The sequence below is a fragment of the Vibrio sp. 10N.222.52.C3 genome, from assembly GCF_041474195.1.
GTDB classification, from domain to species: domain Bacteria; phylum Pseudomonadota; class Gammaproteobacteria; order Enterobacterales; family Vibrionaceae; genus Vibrio; species Vibrio crassostreae_C.
The window spans coordinates 82511-105726 of sequence record NZ_JBFRTQ010000026.1; the positions used below are offsets into that span (position 1 = coordinate 82511).

Genomic DNA, 23216 nt, shown 5'->3' on the forward strand with positions numbered 1-23216 from the left:
TTTCAATTCTTTGATTAAATCAGTTGTTGTACCTAATGAGTAAGTGAATATTCATTCATGAGGGGGAGTTGGCTGAATACGTCAGATTGAGTGGATAACATAGCAACTTGCTCGACTAAATAGAAAAATGAATGACCTATCTTTCCGCTAGCATCTGAAGCGATGCGCTCCACTAACTCGGACAACACTCATAACATTCAAAGCCTCACATTGACAATATTTATTACTCAAACTCGATATTAGGAAAATGCCGGAGTTTGAGCGCAAGGTGCTTGATTCATTACGAGAGCCACTAGAGTCGGGCGAGATCATTATCTCCCGTGCTGCGGGCAAGACTCGTTTTCCTGCGCGTTTTCAATTGGTCGGTGCACTTAACCCAAGTCCAACGGGTTATTACGAAGGTAACCAGGCGCGCGCCAACCCACAGATCATTCTGCGTTACCTCAATCGCTTATCTGGGCCCTTGCTGGATAGGTTCGATATGTCATTGGAGATACCTCTGTTGCCAAAAGGAATGTTGGCCGAAGGCGGTGATCGCGGTGAAACCACTCAAGTAGTTAAGCAAAGGGTTAGGCAGGCGCGAGAGTTAATGCTATCTCGCAACCATAAATCGAATGCACTGTTAGGTAGCCGAGAAATTGAGAAGTATTGCCCACTGCGACGCGAAGATGCAGAGTTTCTTGAGACAGCACTACATCGCTTGGGTTTATCGATTCGTGCTTATCATCGAATTATTAAGGTGGCACGAACCATTGCCGACCTTGACGGTAACGAGCAGATCGAAAAGAAACATCTATCAGAAGCGCTAGGCTATCGCGCGATGGATCGCTTGCTGAAACAACTCACGGCTCAAGCTGTCTAGCAAGCAGAAAAAGCCTGCTTAGATGCAGGCTTTCGTTGGATTGCAGTTCATACTCGCTAAGGTTAGAACTTGTAGTTCAAGCCAACTGAAACGATATATTGAGACTCGTCGTAGAAGGTAATGTTCGAGTCGCTGGTGCCGTAGCCTGCCAGTGAAATAAACGACCAGTTTTCCCAATCCATGAATTGATCATACTCATAGGCGGCGAATAGGTTGATATTGTCGTCGCTGCGTTTCTTGTCGTAGATCGGGTTGCTCGCATCGTAAGAGCGTTGGCTGTAACCCGCTGTTAGTGCGTACTGGTGACGCCCCATGCCACCAAACAAGCTTACCTCACCACCGAATTGGTCGTAAGATTCAGCTTTACCATCAGCATCACGTGTTTGATAGATGACGGATGGAATAAGCATCATGGTACGACTGAGTGGCAGGCGATATTGACCTTTCAAGTAGAGAGTATTGGCATCTCGTTTGAGCTCTTGATCTTGAATATCATCCTTGTCGACATCTTTGGTCGCATAGGCCATGTCTAGCGAGAAAGCTGAGCCCGCAATGTTGCTTAGCTTCAAACGAAACGCATTGCCAGTTTCATCGGTCTTGGTGCGAGCTGATGTGGTGTTGTATGGATCAGCCCAAGTTTCACCAGACATAATGGTTGGCAGCAGTGAAGCGTCGATCACCATGCCTGACTCAAGTTGGTATTTGTAACCGACTTCGAGAACTACAGTACCTGTTGCTACATCATCTCGCGCGGTACCTGTGTATACCTGATGGTTTAGCTTTTCACCAAAGGTATAAGCAACACTACCTAAAGGAGCAACCAGAAAAGAGCTTTCCGAAGAAGCCTTCTGATCTGTGGATGAAAGATTGCTATCACCATCGGTATTAAAGTTCGAGGTGGAAGAGGTAACCCCGGTATTGAGAGAGATTTCACCACTGAAACCTTGTTGGTCTGCAAGCTTGGCAAAAGCGGGAGAAGCCGCAACGCTCAATGCCAAGAGAGTTATTTTTATTTTCATTCAAGGGCTCCTTGCCCACCGGTTCTTAGGACGGGTTATTAATAGCAGTAAAGCTTTAAACTTCCAGGTTAATTATTTATCAATAATGATTTTTGAACTAGCAAAAAAAAAGGAAGCCGAAGCTTCCTTTCATCAATGGCTTACTTCTTTAATAAGAAGTTCACGAGCTCGAAGTACTCATCAAGAGAGTTGATACCTTGAGCTTCTACTAGGTAGCGGTTGTTAACCACAACAGCGGGTACACCTGAAAGGCCGCTGTCTTTGAATGCTTTGTCGAAGCGACGAACCATAGAATCTACAGCAAAGCCGTTATACGCAGCATCGAATTTCTTCGCATCAACGCCTTCGTCTAGGAAGATTTGACGCAGTTCTTCTTCATCACGTGGTGGCTTGTTCATTGTGTGGATGCGGTTAAACATCACTGGCACCATTTTATCTTCAACTTTCAGTGCAATCATTGTCGCGTAAGCTTTGCTCATTGGCAGACCCATGTTGCCACCCATGAATGAAACATGGTTCTTCTGTAGCTTAGCGTCTTTAGGTAGCTGTTGTTTTAGCTGCTGGATGATTGGCTCAAAGCTATTACAGTGTGGGCAGTAAAAAGAGAAGAACTCTGTCACCATTGGTTTTTTTGATGCTTCTAGGTCGAGAACTTTGTAGTGTTCACCTTCGTTAAATTTCGCAGCGTGAGCGGTAAGGCTCAACATGATCAATGAGAAAAATGCGAATAGCTTTTTCATTTATCCAATCTCCATTATGTTTGAATTTTTATCTAGTTGTATGTTGCGATTGCTGTTACCACTGAGGCATTAACGAAAGTGGTGGCTCTTGCAGGGTAGCAATTTGCTCTTTACAAGCAAGTACTTGTTGCTCCCAATATTTCGGATCATTAAACCACGGGAAGGCCAGAGGAAACGCAGGATCGTGCCATCGTTTCGCCAACCATGCCATGTAATGCACCATACGTAGACCGCGTAGTGGTTCGATTAGTTTCAGTTGTGCGGTATTAAAATCGCAAAACTCTTGGTAACTCTCTAGCAAAATATCCAGTTGCATCAGCTTATCTTGGCGCTCGCCATTGAGCAGCATCCACAGATCTTGTATCGCAGGGCCGTTACGTGCGTCATCAAGATCGACGAACATTGGCCCATCGCGCCACAAAATATTGCCAGGGTGGCAGTCACCGTGCAGGCGGATATTCTCAATGTTGCTCGGCCACTGGCTCTCTAGCTCTTTGATCAGAAGGTCAACGTCATTGAAGAAGGCATTTTCTAGGTGCGTCGGGATAAACTGAGAGTTCTCTAGAATCTTACGTGGCTGATAAAGGTATTCATCTAAGCTGATGGTCGGGCGATGCTGGAATGTTCTTCCCGCGCTGGCTTTATGAATACGACCAAGAAAGCGTCCTACGCCTTCCAATTGATCTAGATTGTCAACTTCATACTGTCTGCCGCCAACACTTTCAAATAGTGCAAATAGGTAGCCTTGGTATTCATGTAAGGTTGCACCGTTGATTCGCATTGGAGGAGCAACAGGCATCTCTTGCTCGATAAGCTCGAGTGCGAAGTCATGCTCTTCTTGGATCTGTGCCTTGTTCCAGCGTTGCGGACGATAAAACTTAACGACGTAGCGCTTACGGTCTTCATCGGTGAATTGATACACCCGGTTTTCGTAGCTGTTGAGAGCGAGAAGCCCGGATTCAGCACGAACTCCAATGCTCTCCAGTGCGTACCACATGAAGTCAGGAGTCAGGTTATCAAAGTTAAAGGCTTGCATCGTCATAGAATAAAAAAGGCTCATTACTGAGCCTTTTTCCATTTATTGGGTTGTTATACCAAGCACTACGGTGCGGGTATCAGAGCTTCTTGATAAAGCGGCTTTCGACTTCCATCGTAAACTCTTCATTATCCGAGAGTATAAACTGAATTGTCGAAACTGGTGAGCTCAGTTTTTCTGGGTCGGCGCCCAAACTGATAGGTAGGTTCAAAACCTCGCCTGGATCGACAGTAATCGTCTGTTTACCATACCAGATAGAATCGGGCAGTCCGCTAACATCGAGTTTGTACTCTTGCTCTTGTTGAGTCTTGTTGATCACTTTCAAGGTGTAGGTGTTTTCAACCAACCCTTGGTTATTGACTCTAAACAGTTGGTTTCGGTCACGCAGAACACTTAGGCCGGCAGGATCAACGCTCGCGATTTGGGCGAAGAACAAGCCCAGCATCACGATCAAGATAGCGCCATAGCCCAACAGCTTGGGACGCATTACCTTGGTCGAGTGACCTTCAAGTCTGTGCTCGGTGGTGTAATTGATCAGGCCTTTCTCATAGCCCATACGCTCCATCGTGTTGTCACAGGCATCAATACACGCGCCGCAGTTAATACACTCGTATTGCAGGCCGTCACGGATATCGATACCCGTAGGGCACACTTGTACACACAGATTACAGTCAATACAGTCGCCTAGACCAAGCTCTTTTGGATCGGCTTTACGAGAGCGAGGGCCACGGCTTTCACCACGTTCTGTGTTGTAACCAACGATGAAGGTGTCTTTATCGAACATTGCCGACTGGAAACGCGCGTAAGGACACATGTGCAGACAAACAATTGAACGCATCCAACCCGCATTGGCATAAGTACATCCAGCAAAGAACAGTACCCAAAACACCGGCCAGAAAGACGAGTTAAAGGTAAAGAAGCCAACCACTAACTCTTTGATTGGGATGAAGTAACCAACAAAGGTTAAGCCCGTCGCAATGGCAATCGCCCACCACGCAATGTGTTTGAGGGTTTTTCTGAGGATTAAATTGCTCGTCAGTTTGCCCGAGTCTTGTTTTCTTCGCTTATTGGCAGCGCCTTCTAGCTTCTCTTCGAACCAGATATACATGAAGGTCCAGACGGTTTGTGGGCATAAATAGCCACACCAGACACGGCCTAAGAAGGTGGTTATGAAAAACAGGCCAAACGCGGCAATCATAAATAGGATCGCGAGTAGGGTCAGATCTTGCGGGTATAAGGTGGTGCCAAAGAAGTTGAACTGTTGGCTGCCGATATCGAGCAAGATCGCTTGACGTTCACCAAAGGGAATCCATGGGATAAGCGCAAAAAGTAAAAGTAAGAACCAACCGCCATAGCGACGCAGTTGTTGGAATTTACCTTTGCTTTCTCGAACATAGATTCGGTTACTTGGGTTAAATCGATCTCCATTACCTTTATGTGTTTTCGGGTTAAAGGTTTTAGGAGTCACATCTTTGATATCGATTTTATCCTGACTCATGGACTATCCTTTTTGTGGCTTATTTGCCCGGTTAAGTCGGGCATGACGACATTACTTGAAAGTATGGTTTAGAGAACCTGTTGAAATTGAGCTTGGTGCATTTGTTGTTATCGCACTCACTCTTATTATTTTAGAAGATTCTTATGGATGGCGATTATAGCGACAATCTTGTTCTCATTTCTTTAACGCTATCAACCTTTAACAACAAAAGTCATAACAGTTGTGACGAAAAAATAGCGAACAGAAACAAAAAAGCGACCTGGTGGTCGCTTTTTAAAATTGAGTGTTTTATCTATACGGCAATTGAGCTCTAAACTAACGGGCGACTAAAGAAGGCCACGTGCTTTTAGAATTGCGGTTTTGAAATCATCTTCTTGGTCTTTTTTCAGGCCCGGGATCATCTCATCTTTTTCGCTGTTGCGCATTTTTAGGTGATAGATAAGAACATCGTCAGTCAGTTCTTCAAGCTTGCCTTGGTAGCCCGCTTCTTTTGATAGCTTAATGATGAACTCTAATAGGTTAAGCTCTTGATCTTTCTGCCACTCAGGCTCCATCAGTTCAAGCAGTTCTTCAATGCGGTGACACTTCATACTTTATTTCTCCACAAATTTTATAATGATTTGTGGCTAAGGTATCAAATCGGGTAGGGAATACCAATGTGTAAACACATTTCAAGATGGGAGCGGGCAAGAAAAAAGCGCAGTAAAAACTGCGCTTTTTGTTAAGCGGCTTTAATCACTTTCGTTGTAGTCGGTGCTAATAAAGCAGTCTTCTCAACTAGAGTCATTGTAGGAGCCAATTTCTTAGCCGTTGGAGCAGCAACAAAGCCACTACGACGACGCATCGCACTACGGTTGGTGTGCGAGAACCTGACAGCTGTTGGGCGCATTAATTTACCTAACGGTCAGGCATATCCATTGCCAATCTAATGGCCTGATTTACCATGAGCTCCACCTCAATTGCTTGAAGCGTCACTCGTCTGGCTTTCGCCAATCCGAAGAATAAATCAGGATAATGATATGCATGCATATCAAGGCTTAGATTATCACTATCTAAGTTATCGATCGACGCCTGAGTGATAAATAGACGATATTAGAGCTAAAATAGTGTGAGCAGTATATTTGAGTTTGAACCTCTTTCAGGCTTAAGATGATGCTTTAAAGGAGGTGCATATGTCGTTCTTAAAGAAAACGTTAGCAAGTTTTGGAATTGGATCTGCCAAGGTGGATTCTGTATTGCAACAGGAAGTGCTTTATCCAGGCAAGAAGGCGAGCATTATTGTGCATGTCTATGGTGGCGCTCAGCCACAAGAGATCGACAATATCGATCTCAACTTGTGCTGTCGTTACGTCAAAGAAATTACTATGAATTCGCAAAGGCAAGAGGGCGGTCAAACACGTCGAATGCACCAGACATACTCGTTGGCCAAATGGAGCCTGCCGTATGCCTTTGTTATTCAGCCGGGTGAAACCCGTGATTTTGAATGTGAGTTTGATGTCCCGCTGAACACACCTGTCACGATTGGTGATTCAAAGGTGTGGCTAGAAACCGGGCTCGATATTGCGATGGCGATTGATCCATCGGATAAGGATATTTTAACGGTTCGCCCAGATGCACTTCTTGATGGTATTTTTAATGAACTAGAAGCTCAAGGTTTACGCATTCGCCAAGTTGAGTGCGAAGCAGTAGAGGGCTTTGAACTGCCATTTGTTCAAGAGTTTGAGTTTGTCCCTACCACTGGTCCATATCATGGCCGCTGGCGTGAACTGGAAGTGGTTGCTCATCGTGATGAAACCGAGCTTAAGTTGTGGTTTGAGATAGACCGTAATCGCGATGGTGCAAAAGGCATGTTGGCGAGCTTGTTAGGCATTGGCCAACTGCAGCGTCAATTGAGTGTGCCATTGGATACGTCACCACAAGATGCGGGCAAGATGGTACTTGAGTATCTAGACAACGCATCTTAGTTAGCTCTTTGGTTCTGTAGCTTTAGAGACCTTAGCTTCATCACACCGTTTAGGCGTTATTAATGTCATAAAAGATGTCATAAAAATTTAAGCTTACACGTGTAAGCTTAATGTGCAATACTAGGCAAATCGAACATTTACTCTAGTAGGATAATCATGTCTGCATCATCGGCGAGCGAATACAGTGACATCGAAGAACGCGCCAATGCGATAACCCATGGCTTGGGTGTTGTGCTTGGCGTGGTTGGTTTAATCCTGCTGCTGATTCGTGCGTTTGACCATCAAGCCGACATACTGACTATTGCGAGTATGGCGGTATATGGCAGCAGTATTATCCTACTCTTTCTCGCTTCCACGCTTTATCACTCGATCACCACAGAAAAGACCAAGCGATTACTGAAAACTCTCGATCACTGTGCGATCTACTTATTGATCGCGGGCAGTTACACGCCATTTTTATTGGTGAGTTTAAGAACACCATTGGCGATGGGTTTGATGGCAGTGATTTGGGGTATCGCGCTAGTCGGAATTATTATGAAGATTGCCTTCGTCTACCGATTTAAGCGTTTGTCATTGGTGACTTACTTGGCGATGGGTTGGTTATCGCTGATTGTGGTTTATCAACTGGCGATGAATATCGAGATGGGTGGTTTGGTGCTACTAGCACTCGGTGGCGTGATTTACTCGTTGGGTGTGATTTTCTATGTGGCAAAACGCATCCCTTACAATCATGCCATCTGGCATTTGTTTGTGTTGGCGGGCTGCGCTTGCCATTTCTTCGCTATTTATTTGTACGTGACTCCGGTTTAGCGAGCCAGTACCTCAGTAATCTCAGCTTTAATCTGATATTCAGGGTGTTGTTCTAGGTCGAGCTTGATGAGCTTGCCTTCTTCACCCGTCTTTGGTCGTAGGTATGTGTCGGCCATTCGTTTGATTGATTTCCACACAGCAACTTCTTCTTCTGCCAACAACTCACCTTCTGCAGTAAATACGCTGATGTTAAGTGATACCAAAATGACCGCTTGAGTGCCTTGGTTAGTGATGGCTGTCGGAATGATAAGCTCACCATCTTCATAGCGACTTGCACCCAGTACAACATCCACTCCTGACTGAGACAGCTGTAAGCTTGGCTTTTTACTATTAACCACAATCGTAGTGCCACGCGTGTTCGTTGCGACAGGTACGGCTACGACAGGGGCTGCTGCAATAGGCGCTTCGATCTCTGATGTTGTCGCTGCTGTTTCCGTTTGCTTCGGTGCCACGTATTGCCAAGTAAAATCATCTTTGAGTAACACTTGCTTGCCATCAGGCAGTGTGACCATTTGATCAGCAAAGGCAGAACTTACGAATACTGAGTTTGCGAGCAATGCGCTAGCGAGAAGTACGTATGATTTCATCTGTGTTTCCTTGATTTTGTGCTTGGTTAACGTCGCCAAAAGGCTGGGAAAAATAGAACAATGAGCGTCAATATCTCGAGTCGCCCCATCAGCATTCCTAAGCTTAGCAACCATTTAGCGGCGTCGGGCAGTGGAGCAAAGTTCCCGGTTGGACCGATAACGCTGCCCATACCAGGACCAACGTTGGCAACGGCTGTGATAGCGCCAGATATACTGGTCACGGGATCAAGCCCCATCGCGCTCAAGCCACCTGCAATTAAGATAATCGTAATAAAGAACATCAAACCAAATGCGACTAGTGAACGCACAATATCGTCATTCACCGGTCGCTGATTGTAGCGTTGAACAAACACGCCCGACGGGTGAATCAGTTTCATCATCTGCTTATGAAGCATGGTCATCGCGATCTGGAAGCGGAAGATCTTGATACCACCAGAGGTTGAACCTGAGCACGCGCCCGCCATCATTAAAAAGGCAAACAGCGTGGTAGGCAAAGCGCCCCACGCGGTGAAATCTTCTAAGCCAAAACCGGTTGTGGTTACGACTGACACAATGTTGAACATCGAAACACGCATCGCATCCATGACTGTGTAGCCATCTCTAACCACCAACCATGTCGATATCACGGCACTAGTGACCAAGAATAGATAGGTGAAACCTCTCACTTGCGCGTCTTTGTAGAGGATTGAGAGTTTTCTACCACGCAGTGCGCTAACAAACAGTAGGAACGGCAGACCACCAAGGAACATGAACAGGGTTCCTACCCAGTGAGCACTGTTAGAGAAGTGGTTCATTGAGCCATCTGATGTTGAGTAACCACCCGTAGACAGTGTTGTGAAGGCATGATTGATTGCGTCAAAGATACCCATGCCTGCAAACAGGTAGCTAATGATGCACAACCCAGTCAGAACCAGATAAACCGCCACGATGTTCTTGGCGACCGTTTTCGCTCGTGGGCTGCTTTTATCTGACCAATCGGATGATTCGGTTTGGAACAGGCGCATACCACCGACGTTGAGCATTGGCAGAACCGCTACCGCCATAACGATGAAGCCGATGCCACCTAACCATTGCAGTATAGAACGCCACAACAGAATACTTGGAGCCATGCTGTCTAAGCCGCTTAATACGGTTGAGCCTGTCGTGGTGATACCAGACATGGTTTCAAAATAGGCGTCAATGAAGCTGATGTGGTTGATGAAGACAAACGGCAGTGCAGCAAAGGCACTGGCTATCGTCCATACCAGAGAGGTGATCAGGAACATGTCCCGTACCCCAAGTCGGAACTTAGCTGAACGGCCTAAGCTCAAGCAGATGAACGCCACAATGTGCGTGATCACTACCGACTGACCAAACTCGAGGAAGCCACCGGTGCCTGTGAAAAAGGCAACCAATGTAGGGATGTACATGAAAAGGGCGAGTTTTGATAACACTAACCCTATCACTAATAATATCGGACGAAAGTTGACCATAGCTTAATAGACCATAGCTTTAATTGATTACAGCTTTGTGCCGGAGCGCCGTTCTCACAAAAGAAAGTTGCGATAAGAAGCTCACGAGAACAAGGCTATAAGAAGAACGGGCTCGGTTGGAATAGAGACTCAACATCCGGTACGTATTTCTTGTCCACTAGGAACATCACTACGTGGTCATCCTGTTCGATTACGGTTCTATCGTGCGCGATAAGTACTTCTTCTCCGCGAACAATCGCACCAATAGTGGTGCCCGGTGGTAACTTGATGTCGCCAATCGCTCGGCCAACCACTTTAGAGGTGGTTTCGTCACCGTGAGCAATCGCTTCGATCGCCTCTGCAGCGCCGCGACGTAGAGAGGATACGTTTACGATATCAGCACGACGAACGTGAGTAAGCAGCGCAGAAATGGTCGCTTGCTGTGGCGAGATAGCAATATCAATCACACCACCCTGAACAAGGTCTACGTAAGCACCACGCTGAATCAGTACCATTACCTTCTTGGCACCCATTCCCTTCGCCAGCATGGCTGACATGATGTTGGTTTCATCTTCATTGGTTAGGGCGATGAACACGTCCACTTGATCGATGTTCTCCTCGGTCAGCAGCTCTTGATCGGCGGCATCACCACAGAATACGATGGTGTTTTCTAATTCTTCAGACAGCTTCTCGGCGCGAGTGTAGCTGCGCTCGATAAGCTTGATACTGTAGCTCTGCTCAAGGCGTTTTGCCAAGCTTGCACCAATGTTACCACCACCGACAATCATGATGCGGCGGTACGGTTTCTCTAGGCGCTGTAGCTCACTCATTACTGAGCGGATGTGGTTACTCGCTGCGACGAAGAACACTTCATCATCGGCTTCAATGATGGTGGTGCCTTGTGGACGAATAGGGCGACCTTGACGGAAAATAGCGGCAACACGGGTATCAATGTGCGGCATGTGCTCACGCAAAGCAGACAATGCGTTACCAACCAGTGGACCACCGTAGTAGGCTTTTACTGCTACTAGGCTAACCTTCTGTTCAGCAAAGCTCACAACCTGCAGTGCGCCTGGGTATTGAATCAGGCGCTCGATGTAGCTGGTCACTAGCTCTTCGGGTGCGATCAGGTGATCGACTGGGATGGCACCTGATTTGAATAACGCTTCTTTCTCTTCTAGGTATTGAGGAGAGCGAATACGAGCAATTCGGTTCGGCGTATTGAAAAGAGAGAAAGCAACCTGACACGCAGCCATGTTGGTTTCATCCATGTTGGTTACGGCAACCAACATGTCGGCATCTTGCGCACCCGCTTCACGTAGTGTGTTTGGGTGGCTGGCATAACCGTTTACAACCCTAAGGTCGTACTTATCCTGAAGTTCACGAAGTCGGTCAGCATTACGGTCGACAATGGTGATGTCGTTGTTTTCACCAACCAGGTTTTCAGCAAGGGTACCGCCAACTTGTCCAGCACCTAGGATAATGATCTTCATAGCCTTTCTCTTTTCTTTACCGTGGTAATTCTAGTTATCTAACTTTATTTTGATAATGCACTAGAAAGAAACAGCGGCTAAGAAATAAATTCTTAGCCGCTGTTAGTTGTTATGCCTGTTTTACTAGAACTGCGTAGTAGAAGCCATCCATATCTTCTTCTCCAGGTAGTATTTGACGACCCGGATTTTCGATATCAGACCCAACCAACGTAGCGTTCTCAGTGCGTGCTAGGAATGCTTTCACTTGCAGCACGTTTTCTTGCGGCGTGATAGAACAAGTCGCATAAACCATGGTGCCGCCTTCTTTCAGCTGACGCCACATTGCATCCATAATCTCGCTTTGCAGTTCAGCCAGCGCATCAATGTCAGACGCACGACGTAGCCACTTGATGTCAGGGTGACGGCGAATGACGCCAGTCGCTGAACAAGGTGCATCAAGTAGGATACGGTCGAACTTATCACCCATCCACCACTCTTCTGGGTAGCGAGCATCACCACAAATTACGTCGGCACGCAGTTGTAGACGCTCAAGGTTATCGTAAACGCGGTCTAGGCGTTTAATGTCGCAGTCAATCGCAACCACTTCAGTGTCTTGAGTGTGCTCAAGAACGTGTGCCGTTTTACCACCTGGCGCAGCACAACAATCTAAGATCAGCTCACCATCTTTTGGTGTTAGGTAGTCAACCGAAAGCTGAGCGGCAGCGTCTTGCACTGATACCCAACCTCTGTCGAAGCCAGGAAGCAAAGTAACATCACAAGGTGCAGCTAATTTTATGGCATCGGCTGCTTCTGGGTGCAATGTGTATTCAATGTTTTCGTTTTTAAGTAGTTCAACATACTCGTCACGAGTGTGGTGTTGGCGGTTAACGCGCAGCCACATTGGTGCCTTACTGTTGTTTGCTTCAACCAGTTGCTCCCATTGATCTGGGTAGCTCTCTTGAAGCATTTTTAGAATCCAGCTTGGGTGGCCGTATTTGCCTGCATTGTGACTAACGGCTTTCTCGTCCAGTTCTTCTTGGTCACGTAGGTAGCTACGTAGCACAGCGTTGATCAAACCACTAAGGCTTGGACCACGCAGTGTTTTAGTGCCCTCAACCGTTTCAGCAACCGCGGCATGCGAAGGGATACGCATGAAGCTTAGTTGGTAAATGCCCACCAAGATTAGGTGGTGGAATACACGCTTTTTACCTTTAAGCGGGTTTTCCATCAGTTCGTTAGCGATTGACTCTAAACGAGGCAGGTAACGAAGTGCGCCGTAGCAAATCTCTTGCAGTAGAGCATGGTCTCGTGGACGGATCGTTTTTTGAGCCGCAGGGAGAGCGTGTGACAGAGAGTGGCCTTTATCGACAACTTGGAATAGGACATTTGCAGCAGCAGCGCGAACATTCATGAGGGGTACCGAATATTTATTTGAATACATGAGGGCATCTCTGCCCTCGTAAAGGTTTTCTAAGCTGCGTAATTAGCAGCTTTAAAAGCGGATTAAGAAAGTTGTGTACCAACTTCAAACCAGCTTGCACGTGAGTTCAAGATATCCTGAACTGACATGGCTTTTTTACCTGGAACTTGCAGTTGTTCAAGAACAAGTACGCCTTGCCCTGTCGCAACATAGATACCAGTTTTATCCGCTTGCAGAATGGTACCTGCAGGCTTATCAGAAGTTTGCTCTGCCACACGGCTTTGCCATACTTTAATGCTGTTCTCAGCAGCTTCAAAGTGACTCATTGGCCATGGGTTGAAGGCACGAACGCAGCGCTCAATATGCGCAGCTTCATCACTCCAGTTGATACGCGCTTCTTCTTTGCTTAGCTTCTTCGCGTAGTTCGCAAGCTCATCGTCTTGCTTTTCTGCAACTGCTTTGCCAGAAGCGATGTCCGCTAGACATTCAACAAGCGCATCAGGGCCAAGGCCCGCTAATTTCTCGTACATAGATGCGCTAGTATCTGTCGCTTCGATAGGCAGCGTCGCGATACTTAGCATGTCGCCAGTATCTAGGCCGATATCCATCTGCATGATCGTCACGCCTGTCTCTTTATCACCCGCCCAAATAGAGCGTTGAATCGGAGCAGCACCACGCCAGCGCGGTAGGATAGAGCCATGTACGTTGATACAACCTAAGCGAGGCGTATCTAATACAACCTGCGGAAGCAATAAGCCGTAAGCGACAACAACCATGATGTCAGCGTTCAATTCAGCTAGCTCTTGCTTAGCCTCATCTGACTTGAAGTTTTCTGGTTGGTAAACCGGAATATTGTTTTCAAGTGCGATGTTTTTTACTGGGCTCGCAGTGAGTTTTTTACCGCGGCCTGCTGGGCGATCTGGCTGTGTGTAAACAGCAACAACTTCATGCTCCGAAGACAACAACGCCGCCAAGTGACGGGCGGCGAAATCCGGAGTACCTGCAAAGACAATTCTTAAAGACTGACTCAAGGTAGGCTTCCTTCTAATTTAGTAATAGCAGCGGTTATTAACCTTGTTTCTCGTTGAAACGTTTAATCTTCGCTAGCTTATCTTGGATACGTTTACGCTTTAGTGGCGATAGGTAATCAACAAACAACTTGCCTTCTAGGTGGTCAAGTTCGTGCTGAACACAGATAGCCAGAAGGTCGTCAGCGTCGAATGTGAATTCGTTGCCGTCACGGTCTAGTGCTTTAACCGTTACTTCTGCAGCGCGAGGTACTAGAGCTCGAGCGCCTGGTACAGATAGGCAGCCTTCTTCGATTCCATCTTCGCCGCGCTTCTCAGTAATTTCAGGGTTGATAAGCACCATTGGCTCATCACGTGTTTCTGAAATATCGATAACAACGATGCGTTGGTGGAAATCTACTTGCGTTGCCGCAAGGCCGATACCTTCTTCGTCGTACATGGTTTCAATCATGTCATCAACGAACTTTTGAATCTCTGGGGTAACTTCTTTTACCGGTTTCGCCACGGTACGTAGACGATCATCTGGTAATGTTAATACTTGTAATACAGACATATACACTCGAAATATTGAACTGTGCCGAAACAGCTTAAACCTTGTTGGCTCAATTCTAGACATTTTAGAGGTCAAATGACAGCATCCTGAAGGTAATTCTCCAATCAGATGTCATATATTCAGACCAAGGAACCTAGGTCATGCGTCATTTATTGCCTGCTTTATCTCTTATTTGTGCCTCGATTTCGTTCGCCGCTACGGCTGAAAATAGTGAGCAACCTTTAACCATTAAACAGGGCGCACCTGAGGCGTATATGGTGGTTAAGGGCGATACTTTGTGGGATATCTCTGCGATGTATCTCGATAGTCCATGGTTGTGGCCAAGGTTATGGCAGGTCAATCCAGAGATAGAAAACCCTCATCTCATTTATCCCGGAGATAAACTGTCTTTGGTTTGGATTAATGGCGAGCCTGTATTGAGCCTCAAGCCTGTTATCAAGCTTAGCCCTAAGATTCGTGTCTCTGAGAAGAAAGCAGTACCTACCGTCAATGAAGGGCTGGTTCTGCCTTATTTACAGTCTGATCGCTTGGTAGAGCAGCAAGATATCGAATCGGCGCAACGAGTATTAGGGACCAGTGATGGAAAGAGATTCTTATCTGGTGCAGACCGGTTATTCATATCAGGTAACCAACAGCATCAAAAGTGGGGTATCTACCGCGCCGTTGAAACCTACCAACGGCAGCAACCCCAAGCGAGTATTACCTCGTTGCGTTTGGTCGCCACTGCGCGCTTAAAAGAGGTAGATGCTGAGTTCAGTAGTTTACAGATAGACACTCAACTGCAAGAGGTACTGCTGAACGACCTGGTGCTACCAGAACTTGGTGTTGATCAGGTGAAGCTCTCTACCACGTTTTACCCTGCACCTAGTGCGGCGGGTCAGTTTGCTAATATCTTGGGTTCGTTAGATGGCAGCCAATACAGCGCGAAGAATCAGGTGGTAGTGATCAACAAAGGTTCACAGGATAACCTTCGCCAAGGCTCTATGTTTACCCTCAGCGAAAGCGGTGCAGTGGTGTTTGGTAAGCAAGGTGAATACAGCTATAAAGAGTCGGCGGCGAGCGATAAGGTGCAATTGCCAAGTACCTCGCTGGGTAGCTTGATGGTTATTCGTCCTTATGAGCATTTTAGCCTCGCGTTGATTACTCAGAGCTCTAAGCCTGTTAGTAATGATATTCTGGCGGTATCGCCTTTGGACCTTGCTTTGACGGAAGAGATTAAGGGTACCGAGTGAATGAGCAACAACTGAGTGCTTGGTTAACTCTAAGTTTTGTTCCGCAATTGGGTGGAAAGCGTCTTGCTCGCCTGCTGAGTATCGATTCCCCTTCGAACATTGTTGGCTACTCAAGCCAGCAGCTGCAAGTGATGGGTTTATCAGGCAAACAAATTTCTTATCTAAGAGAGCAAGCCCCAAGAGAAGTGGAGGCTTGCCTAGCGTGGCAAGCAAGACAACCCAATCATCACATCATTACCCCGAATTGCTCGCATTATCCCAAACTGCTGAATGAGACCGCCTCTGCGCCGAGTGTGCTTTTCGTTAAAGGTCACGTTGAAAAACTGATTGAGCCTCAAATCGCAATGGTCGGCAGCCGTAATGCCAGCCTCGAAGGGCTGCAGACAGCGAAGTCCTTCGCCAAAGAGTTTGTCCAAAACGGTTTGATTGTCACCAGTGGATTAGCGTTGGGCATTGATGGTTATGCTCATGATGGTGCTCTAGATAAAGGAGGGGAGACTTTCGCGGTGTTGGGTTCAGGCTTGGACTCCATTTACCCTGCACGTCACCGAAATCTAGCGGATAGAATTTGTGAGAATGGCGCGCTGATCTCAGAGTTCCGTCCAAGCGCTAAACCTCGACCTGAACATTTCCCGCGGCGTAACCGTATTATAAGTGGGTTATCGCTCGGAACCTTGGTAGTTGAAGCGGCTGAGAAGAGTGGCTCTTTGATTACAGCTCGCTATGCCATGGAGCAAGGTCGAGAGGTGTTTGCGCTGCCTGGTTCAATTCATAGCCCAACCAGCCGAGGAGGTAATAGCTTAATTAAAGCTGGCGCATGTTTAGTGCAAAATGCTCAAGATGTTCTGATTGAAATAAAGAGTCTGTTAAACTGGTCTATAGATCAGCAGCCGAGCTTATTCGAACCTACGCCGAATGAGGGTGAAAATGAACAATTGCCATTTCCACAGCTGTTAGCTAACGTAGGATTAGAGGCGACACCCGTTGATATTTTGGCACAGAGAACCCATATACCTGTGCATGAAGTCATGATGCAGCTTTTAGAGCTTGAGCTCTCAGGGCATGTTGTTGCAGTTTCCGGTGGCTATATTCGAAAGGGGAGAGGCTAAGCTATGATGATGGACATACTGATGTACTTGTTTGAAACCTACATCCATAGCGATTCTGAATTGCAGGTGGATCAAGACGAACTTGAAGATGAACTTCTTCGAGCGGGGTTTCACCAAGATGATATTTATAAGGCTCTCCATTGGTTAGAAGACCTTGCAGCACTGCAAGATACCGATAACCAAGCGGCGATTACTATGTGCTCTAATACCTCGATGCGTGTTTACACAAGTAAAGAGATATCACGTATTAATATGGAGTGTCGTGGTTTCTTGTTGTTCCTTGAGCAGATCAACGTCCTCACGACAGAGATTCGTGAAATGGTGATTGATCGTGTCATGGGGTTAGAGACCAATGAATTTGAGTTGGATGATCTGAAGTGGATTATCTTAATGGTACTGTTCAATGTACCGGGTAATGAAAGTGCTTACACGCAAATGGAAGAGCTGTTGTACACCAAAGAGCAAGGTATCTTGCATTAATACAGGCTTATCATGAGTAGTAAGATTGATAATCAGCTTTTTTCAGCACATGAACATGCGTTAGAGCATGAACCATGTCCACAGTGTGGTGGGGAGCTTCAGCTTCGCCATGGTAAGCACGGCCCATTTTTAGGCTGTAAGCAGTATCCGAGCTGTGATTACATCAAGCCTCTTCATCAAAATGATGGTCATGTGGTGAAAGAGCTGGGCGTTCCGTGTCCAAAATGCCAAAACGAATTGGTATTAAGGCAAGGTCGCTTTGGGATGTTCATTGGCTGTAGCAGTTATCCAGAGTGTAATCACATCGAATCTTTGGACCAACCGAAAGAACAACCTGAAGAGCAGCCACTTGTTGCCTGCCCTGAGTGTGGTCGAGGCCACTTGGTTGAGCGTAAATCTCGCTATGGCAAAACCTTCTATGCGTGTGATAACTACCCTAAGTGTAAGTTCGCCGTTAATCAGCCACCTGTTATAGGTCGTTGTGAACAGTGCCAGTTCCCGTTGTTACTTGAGAAGAAAACAGCCAGTGGTACCAAGAAGCAATGCGCTGATCGCAAGTGTCACCACATTCAATCTCAATAAGTCGATATTATAGACAAAAAAAAACGGCGCTCTCTGAGCGCCGTTTTTGTATCCAATAAACTTTTTATATCAATAAGCCAATGTAGGCTTACTTCATCTGCTCAGCAAACTCATGCACAGCAGGGTAGGCTTGCTTATCAAGAATCTCAGCCAATGAGCACAACGCTCTTTGTAATTCTGCGTTGTAGTCAGCGCTCACGTTAATGTGACCCATCTTACGACCTGCACGCTTCTCTTTGCCATACCAATGAACATGACAACCACCTTGAGCCAGAATCGCTTCAGGTAGGGTATCTTCACCAAGAATGTTGATCATTGCGGTTGGACGAATCAGTTTAGTGCTGCCTAGTGGCATGCCACATACGGCACGTAGGTGGTTTTCAAACTGACAAGTCTCTGCGCCTTGTTGCGTCCAGTGACCAGAGTTATGAACTCGTGGTGCAATCTCATTAACTAGCAGTGAACCTTGAACATCAAAGAACTCAAGTGCAAGCACGCCAACGTAGTCCAAACGTTCTGCAACTGCGGTGAACATGGTTTTCGCTTGTTCTTGCAGTTCAATGTCGTCAATGGCTGTTGATAAGCTCAACACGCCATCGGTGTGAACATTCTCAGCCAGTGGATACACTTGAACCTCGCCATTGGTATCACGAGCACCAACCAGTGATACTTCGCGGTCAAACGGAACAAACTCTTCAGCCACAATCGCTTGGTTGTCGGTCGCGGTAATGCACTCAGCCATTTCTGCCCAAGTCGCGTCAACATTGTCTAATGTCTTTAAGCGCCATTGGCCCTTGCCGTCGTAGCCGCCAAGTGTGCTCTTCAACACCATTGGTAAGCCAACGTGAGCAATTGCAGCGTCAAAGTCTTCGCGAGAGTTAACCACGTAGTACTTAGCATTCTTCACGTTCGCTTCGTCTAACAGGGCTTTTTCAAGACGACGGTCACCGCCAGCTTTGATTGCTTCTGTTGTCGGTAAGAACTTACCGCTGCGCTCACACACCTCAAGTACATCGTGAGGAATATGTTCGAATTCAGCAGTAATGACGTCCGCACGCTCAATCGCATTTTCTAAGCCGTTACCTAGAATCGCTTGCGTTAATGGGTGAACAATATTTTTGCTGCCAACATCAAAAGCAGAAATTTCAATATTCAGCGGTGCCCCAGCTAGGGACATCATGCGAGCAAGTTGGCCCGCGCCTAACACAAGAACATGCATGGAAATTAGTCCTCTGCAGGGTTTGGATTAGCCAAAACCGTTTCTGTTTGCTCAGAACGGAATGCTTCTACTTTTGCCATTACTTCTTCATTGTGTGTACCAATGATTTGAGCCGCTAGGATGCCTGCATTGGCAGCGCCAGCTTCACCGATAGCCAAAGTACCTACCGCGATACCTTTTGGCATCTGCACGATAGAAAGCAGAGAGTCCATGCCTTTCAGTGCTTTAGACTGAACTGGAACACCCAGAACTGGTACGCTTGTGAAAGCAGCAGCCATGCCCGGAAGGTGCGCTGCACCGCCAGCACCAGCAATAATTACTTTAATACCGCGCTCTTTCGCACTGGTTGCGTAGTCTGCAAGCAACTGAGGTGTGCGGTGAGCAGAAACCACTTTTGTTTCGTACGCCACGCCAAACTGATCCAACATTTCTGCAGCTAGCTTCATTGTTGGCCAATCAGATTTAGAACCCATGATAATACCGACAGTCATCTCAAACTCCTTCAGGTACGATTTAATTAGTGATTAGATATTTTGCGCGCATTATACGGGTAAAATTACTTAAGGAAAACGTTTGCGTCAGTCTAAGTTGTTAATTGATACATTTTATAAACAAATAGCTTTAGTCACAGTGAATGATAATTTGTACACTTAGCGAGTTCGATAACTGACTTAATGAGGCAACCCGTGGATAACTTTCAACATACATTGCAGGCATTACAACAAGGTGAAGTCATTGCTTACCCGACCGAAGGCGTTTTTGGGGTTGGTTGTGATCCTGATAATCCACATGCCATCAAGAAATTACTCGAGTTAAAACAGCGTCCAGTTGAAAAGGGCTTGATCTTGATTGCTGCAAGTTACGAGCAGCTGCTTCCTTATATTGATGAAAGCCAGTTGACGGAAGAACAGTTGGTAACAGTGAAAGCGACATGGCCAGGTCCGGTCACTTGGATTATGCCAACCAGCAGCAAAGTTACTGACTGGGTCAGCGGCCAGTTTGATTCCATCGCGGTACGAGTGACGGATCACCCTTTGGTTCAAAGAATGTGTAATGAGTTCGGCAAGCCGTTAACCTCTACCAGTGCCAACCTGACTGGCGAGCCGCCTTGTATGACGACTGAAGAAGTTCAACAGCAACTGGGTCAACACTTAGTCGCGATTCTAGAAGGCCAAACGGGTGGCCGTGAGAAGCCAAGCGAAATTAGAGATGCAAAAACGTCGAAAATATTAAGACAGGGTTAAACCCTGCAAAGGAAGTAAGATGTCAGCAATTGATCAAGAAGCAGTAAAGCAGTTTTTACTGAGCCTACAAGATTCGATTTGCCAGCAGCTTGAGCAAGCTGATGGTGTAGCGTTGTTTGAAGAAGATGCATGGGAGCGAGAACCTGGCGATCGTCTAGGTGGCGGTGGTCGTACTCGCGTGATGACCAATGGTGCTTTATTTGAACAGGGTGGAGTTAACTTCTCTCACGTCGCTGGTAAAGCAATGCCTGCCTCTGCAACCGCTCACCGTCCTGAGTTAGCCGGACGTAAGTTTGAGGCGATGGGGGTTTCATTAGTTATCCACCCTAAAAACCCATATATCCCAACCTCACACGCGAACGTTCGATTCTTCATTGCGGAAAAAGAAGGGGAAGACCCGATTTGGTGGTTTGGTGGTGGTTTTGACTTAACGCCATTTTATCCTGTCGATGAAGATTGCCAATCTTGGCATCAAACTGCTAAAGATCTTTGTGCGCCGTTTGGTGATGATGTTTATCAAGAACACAAAGAGTGGTGTGATAAGTACTTCTATCTTCCTCACCGAGACGAAACACGTGGTGTTGGTGGTCTGTTCTTTGATGACTTAAATGAGTGGGGTTTCGATAAGAGCTTTGCTTATATGCAGGCTGTCGGTGAAGGTTTTGCTGCGGCGTACTTACCTATTGTCGAGCGTCGCAAAGATACACCTTATGGCGAACGTGAGCGTGACTTCCAACTATACCGTCGTGGCCGCTATGTTGAATTCAACCTAGTTTACGACCGTGGTACCTTATTTGGCCTGCAAAGCGGTGGGCGCACAGAGTCTATATTGATGTCGATGCCGCCGTTGGCTCGTTGGGAATATCGCTATGAACCGCAAGCGGGCTCACCAGAAGCTCTGCTTTATAGTGACTACCTCAAACCTCGAGTTTGGTAGTTCTTCCTTCCTTATAGGGATAGTGATAGGGTCATCTATATAGATGACCCTTTTTATTATTTCTGTTAGGTAAGGATATGACACAGCAAGTAGATCGTTATGCCGTTTTCGGTAATCCTATTGGGCAAAGCAAATCGCCATTCATTCACACATTATTTGCTCGCCAAACCAGCCAACAACTTACCTATACAGCATTACAGCCAGAGCACGGTCAATTTATCACTGCTGCCAAAACCTTTTTCAGCGAAGGTGGTCGAGGGTGCAATGTCACAGCGCCTTTTAAAGAAGATGCCTATCAGTTAGCCAATCGCCTAACTGAGAGAGCTGAACTAGCTGGTGCCGTAAATACCCTTAAGAAGTTAGATGATGGAGAGATCATTGGTGATAACACCGATGGTGAGGGCTTAGTTCAAGACCTGCTTCAACATCAAGTCACGCTAAAAGGAGCACGTGTTCTTCTTCTTGGCGCTGGTGGTGCTGCGAGAGGAGTGATTCAACCTCTTCTCGACCAAAAGCCACAACAGCTGGTGGTCGCTAATCGAACCAGCTCCAAGGCTGAACTTCTGGCTGAGATGTTTTCGTCGCATGGCAACATCAAGGGGATGGGGCTAAGTGATGTTAATGAAGGCTTTGATGTCATTATTAACTCTACCTCATCTGGTCTAAGCGGGCAGCTTCCTGAAGTGTCTGAGGTTATTTTCAATTCTACTAGCGCCGTTTATGACATGGTTTATGGATCTGGAACGACGGTATTCAATCAATGGGCATTAGATAATGGTGTTCATGCTGCTTATGATGGTTTGGGTATGCTAGTGGGGCAGGCAGCAGAAAGCTTTATGCTTTGGCGTGGTCTTCGTCCGGGAACAAAACAGATTTTAAGAGAATTACGTAAAAATCTAGAGATGTAATGGGGTGTTTATAAAAAATGAATCAATCAATTCTATTTCCTGATATCCAAGATTGGGATGAAGAGAGCCGAACAATCACGTTCCCAGCACAACAGTCGGGCGCATTGATTGAATGTGTCATGTCTATTGAGGAATTATCACGATTGGCAGGTAAAGATATAGAAGAAGGCGATCAAGCTTTAGTTATCTTTTCAGAGTTACGTTTCGATATTGAAGAGCTAGCGGAAGAGTTAATAGAAGAAGAGGAGTATGACTCCTCTAATCGGATTCAGATCAAAGCGCTTTAGACTGAAATTACAGAGTCTAGATAGTCATTTTTATTCTGAACGTAGTTGTCTGCAGACTTCTGTAGAAAGGCACGCTCTTTATCATTTAATGGGCGAGCTTGTTTTACTGGGCTTCCTACATAGAGGTAACCGCTTTCAAGTACCTTGTTTGGTGGCACTAAGCTACCAGCACCAATCATCACTTCTTTTTGGATAATCACGCCATCCAACACGATCGCTCCCATACCAACAAGTACACGATCCTCAATAGTGCAGCCATGCAGCATTACTTTATGCCCGATAGTGACATCATTACCTATTAAGAGAGGATAACCGTCAGGGTTTTCAGCATTCTTATGGGTGACGTGCAAGACACTACCATCTTGGATATTCGTTCTCTCTCCAATATGAATGTGGTTCACATCCCCTCGAGCTGCAACCAAAGGCCACACGCTAGAGTCGTTACCGATTTTGATATCACCAACCAGTACTGAACTGGTATCTATATAGACACCTTGCCCAATCTGAGGGGATATTCCTTTATAACTGCGTATTGAACTCATAAATCCTCCTTTATATAGGCACCTTAAGCCCTTAATTAAGAGGAATACTAGTGAAAATGGGGTGTTTTGAACAAAAAACGCTCGAACAATCAAAAAAGTAAGAAAAACTTCAAAAAGGGCTTGCCAGTGTGATCGAAATCTCTATAATGCCACCTCGCTGACACGGGGTGGCTTCGTAAGAAACCAAAACGAATCAGCAGGTCAAATTAGCCAAGCTAAGCGCTTGAAAAAAGTTT

25 protein-coding genes and 1 pseudogene are annotated in these 23216 nt (G+C 46.3%); 11 read left to right on the forward strand and 15 right to left on the reverse strand.

Annotated elements, in window-relative coordinates; translation table 11 throughout:
• Positions 1 to 223: 223 nt before the first annotated feature.
• A pseudogene (locus AB4517_RS04205) lies at positions 224 to 862 on the forward strand (ATP-binding protein); the annotation flags it as partial.
• Positions 863 to 924: 62 nt separating this feature from the next.
• On the opposite strand, the gene AB4517_RS04210 reads toward AB4517_RS04205, so the two are convergent.
• The 6 genes from AB4517_RS04210 to AB4517_RS04235 form a co-directional block, all read right to left on the reverse strand.
• Positions 925 to 1881: a DUF2860 domain-containing protein gene (locus tag AB4517_RS04210; RefSeq protein ID WP_372147942.1), complete on the reverse strand. Its 957-nt coding sequence runs from the start codon at positions 1879 to 1881 to the stop codon at positions 925 to 927.
• 140 nt (positions 1882 to 2021) lie between these two features.
• On the reverse strand, positions 2022 to 2621 hold the full coding sequence (locus AB4517_RS04215) for a thiol:disulfide interchange protein DsbA/DsbL (RefSeq protein ID WP_017063015.1): 600 nt from the start codon (positions 2619 to 2621) through the stop codon (positions 2022 to 2024).
• Positions 2622 to 2676: 55 nt separating this feature from the next.
• A complete protein-coding gene (locus AB4517_RS04220; protein ID WP_017058781.1) occupies positions 2677 to 3663 on the reverse strand; it encodes a serine/threonine protein kinase in 987 nt (328 codons plus the stop codon).
• A 73-nt stretch (positions 3664 to 3736) separates the two neighbouring features.
• Positions 3737 to 5155 (reverse strand): cytochrome c oxidase accessory protein CcoG, encoded by a 1419-nt coding sequence (gene ccoG, locus AB4517_RS04225; RefSeq protein WP_065584151.1) that lies wholly within the window; start codon positions 5153 to 5155, stop codon positions 3737 to 3739.
• Positions 5156 to 5481: 326 nt separating this feature from the next.
• Complete coding sequence (locus AB4517_RS04230) at positions 5482 to 5745, reverse strand: YihD family protein (RefSeq protein WP_009848104.1); 264 nt, start codon at positions 5743 to 5745, stop codon at positions 5482 to 5484.
• 131 nt (positions 5746 to 5876) lie between these two features.
• Positions 5877 to 6044 carry a hypothetical protein gene (locus tag AB4517_RS04235; protein WP_004739323.1) on the reverse strand — a complete coding sequence of 56 codons (168 nt, stop codon included), beginning with the start codon at positions 6042 to 6044 and terminating at the stop codon, positions 5877 to 5879.
• Positions 6045 to 6327: 283 nt separating this feature from the next.
• On the opposite strand from AB4517_RS04235, the gene AB4517_RS04240 reads away from it, so the two are divergent.
• Entirely contained in the window at positions 6328 to 7119 is a 792-nt protein-coding gene (locus tag AB4517_RS04240) for a sporulation protein (RefSeq protein ID WP_017058778.1), read from the forward strand.
• Between the two features lie 156 nt (positions 7120 to 7275).
• On the forward strand, positions 7276 to 7929 hold the full coding sequence (locus tag AB4517_RS04245) for a hemolysin III family protein (protein WP_017063010.1): 654 nt from the start codon (positions 7276 to 7278) through the stop codon (positions 7927 to 7929).
• On the opposite strand, the gene AB4517_RS04250 is transcribed toward AB4517_RS04245, so the two are convergent.
• The 6 genes from AB4517_RS04250 to def all read right to left on the reverse strand — a co-directional run bounded on the left by AB4517_RS04250 (position 7926) and on the right by def (position 14440).
• On the reverse strand, positions 7926 to 8516 hold the full coding sequence (locus AB4517_RS04250) for a DUF3157 family protein (protein WP_065584150.1): 591 nt from the start codon (positions 8514 to 8516) through the stop codon (positions 7926 to 7928). The genes AB4517_RS04245 and AB4517_RS04250 overlap by 4 nt on opposite strands.
• 26 nt (positions 8517 to 8542) lie before the next feature.
• Positions 8543 to 9988, reverse strand: a complete 1446-nt coding sequence (locus AB4517_RS04255) for a TrkH family potassium uptake protein (RefSeq protein WP_029235459.1) — start codon at positions 9986 to 9988, stop codon at positions 8543 to 8545.
• Between the two features lie 95 nt (positions 9989 to 10083).
• Positions 10084 to 11460 (reverse strand): Trk system potassium transporter TrkA, encoded by a 1377-nt coding sequence (gene trkA / locus AB4517_RS04260; RefSeq protein WP_372147943.1) that lies wholly within the window; start codon positions 11458 to 11460, stop codon positions 10084 to 10086.
• A gap of 109 nt (positions 11461 to 11569) precedes the next feature.
• Complete coding sequence (gene rsmB, locus AB4517_RS04265) at positions 11570 to 12850, reverse strand: 16S rRNA (cytosine(967)-C(5))-methyltransferase RsmB (RefSeq protein WP_372147950.1); 1281 nt, start codon at positions 12848 to 12850, stop codon at positions 11570 to 11572.
• Positions 12851 to 12942: 92 nt separating this feature from the next.
• Positions 12943 to 13890 (reverse strand): methionyl-tRNA formyltransferase, encoded by a 948-nt coding sequence (fmt, locus tag AB4517_RS04270; RefSeq protein WP_017058773.1) that lies wholly within the window; start codon positions 13888 to 13890, stop codon positions 12943 to 12945.
• A gap of 37 nt (positions 13891 to 13927) precedes the next feature.
• A complete protein-coding gene (def, locus tag AB4517_RS04275) occupies positions 13928 to 14440 on the reverse strand; it encodes a peptide deformylase (protein WP_017058772.1) in 513 nt (170 codons plus the stop codon).
• A 140-nt stretch (positions 14441 to 14580) separates the two neighbouring features.
• Between def and AB4517_RS04280 the strand changes: the two genes are divergently transcribed.
• The 4 genes from AB4517_RS04280 to AB4517_RS04295 are packed head-to-tail and all read left to right on the forward strand — an operon-like array spanning position 14581 to position 17843.
• A complete protein-coding gene (locus AB4517_RS04280) occupies positions 14581 to 15672 on the forward strand; it encodes a LysM peptidoglycan-binding domain-containing protein (protein WP_372147945.1) in 1092 nt (363 codons plus the stop codon).
• Positions 15669 to 16781: a DNA-processing protein DprA gene (gene dprA, locus AB4517_RS04285; protein WP_372147946.1), complete on the forward strand. Its 1113-nt coding sequence runs from the start codon at positions 15669 to 15671 to the stop codon at positions 16779 to 16781. The genes AB4517_RS04280 and dprA overlap by 4 nt, the downstream gene beginning before the upstream one ends.
• 3 nt (positions 16782 to 16784) lie before the next feature.
• Positions 16785 to 17261: a DUF494 family protein gene (locus tag AB4517_RS04290; RefSeq protein WP_029235095.1), complete on the forward strand. Its 477-nt coding sequence runs from the start codon at positions 16785 to 16787 to the stop codon at positions 17259 to 17261.
• A gap of 12 nt (positions 17262 to 17273) precedes the next feature.
• Positions 17274 to 17843, forward strand: coding sequence for a type I DNA topoisomerase (locus tag AB4517_RS04295; RefSeq protein ID WP_017063003.1), 570 nt, complete (start codon positions 17274 to 17276; stop codon positions 17841 to 17843).
• Positions 17844 to 17931: 88 nt separating this feature from the next.
• On the opposite strand, the gene AB4517_RS04300 is transcribed toward AB4517_RS04295, so the two are convergent.
• Both AB4517_RS04300 and purE read right to left on the reverse strand, forming a co-directional pair.
• Positions 17932 to 19062 (reverse strand): 5-(carboxyamino)imidazole ribonucleotide synthase, encoded by a 1131-nt coding sequence (locus tag AB4517_RS04300; protein ID WP_065584145.1) that lies wholly within the window; start codon positions 19060 to 19062, stop codon positions 17932 to 17934.
• A gap of 5 nt (positions 19063 to 19067) precedes the next feature.
• Entirely contained in the window at positions 19068 to 19553 is a 486-nt protein-coding gene (purE, locus tag AB4517_RS04305; RefSeq protein WP_004735777.1) for a 5-(carboxyamino)imidazole ribonucleotide mutase, read from the reverse strand.
• 195 nt (positions 19554 to 19748) lie between these two features.
• Here purE and AB4517_RS04310 point away from each other — a divergent pair, with 195 nt between their 5' ends.
• From AB4517_RS04310 to AB4517_RS04325, 4 genes are all read left to right on the forward strand, one after another.
• A complete protein-coding gene (locus AB4517_RS04310) occupies positions 19749 to 20306 on the forward strand; it encodes an L-threonylcarbamoyladenylate synthase (RefSeq protein WP_017058767.1) in 558 nt (185 codons plus the stop codon).
• Between the two features lie 19 nt (positions 20307 to 20325).
• Positions 20326 to 21243, forward strand: coding sequence for an oxygen-dependent coproporphyrinogen oxidase (hemF, locus tag AB4517_RS04315; RefSeq protein ID WP_372147947.1), 918 nt, complete (start codon positions 20326 to 20328; stop codon positions 21241 to 21243).
• 77 nt (positions 21244 to 21320) lie between these two features.
• Entirely contained in the window at positions 21321 to 22151 is an 831-nt protein-coding gene (gene aroE, locus AB4517_RS04320; RefSeq protein WP_017067739.1) for a shikimate dehydrogenase, read from the forward strand.
• Between the two features lie 17 nt (positions 22152 to 22168).
• A complete protein-coding gene (locus tag AB4517_RS04325) occupies positions 22169 to 22438 on the forward strand; it encodes a DUF1488 domain-containing protein (protein WP_017058764.1) in 270 nt (89 codons plus the stop codon).
• On the opposite strand, the gene AB4517_RS04330 is transcribed toward AB4517_RS04325, so the two are convergent.
• Positions 22435 to 22980: a gamma carbonic anhydrase family protein gene (locus AB4517_RS04330; protein ID WP_017058763.1), complete on the reverse strand. Its 546-nt coding sequence runs from the start codon at positions 22978 to 22980 to the stop codon at positions 22435 to 22437. The two genes, AB4517_RS04325 and AB4517_RS04330, sit on opposite strands and share 4 nt — an antisense overlap.
• Positions 22981 to 23216: the final 236 nt, after the last annotated feature.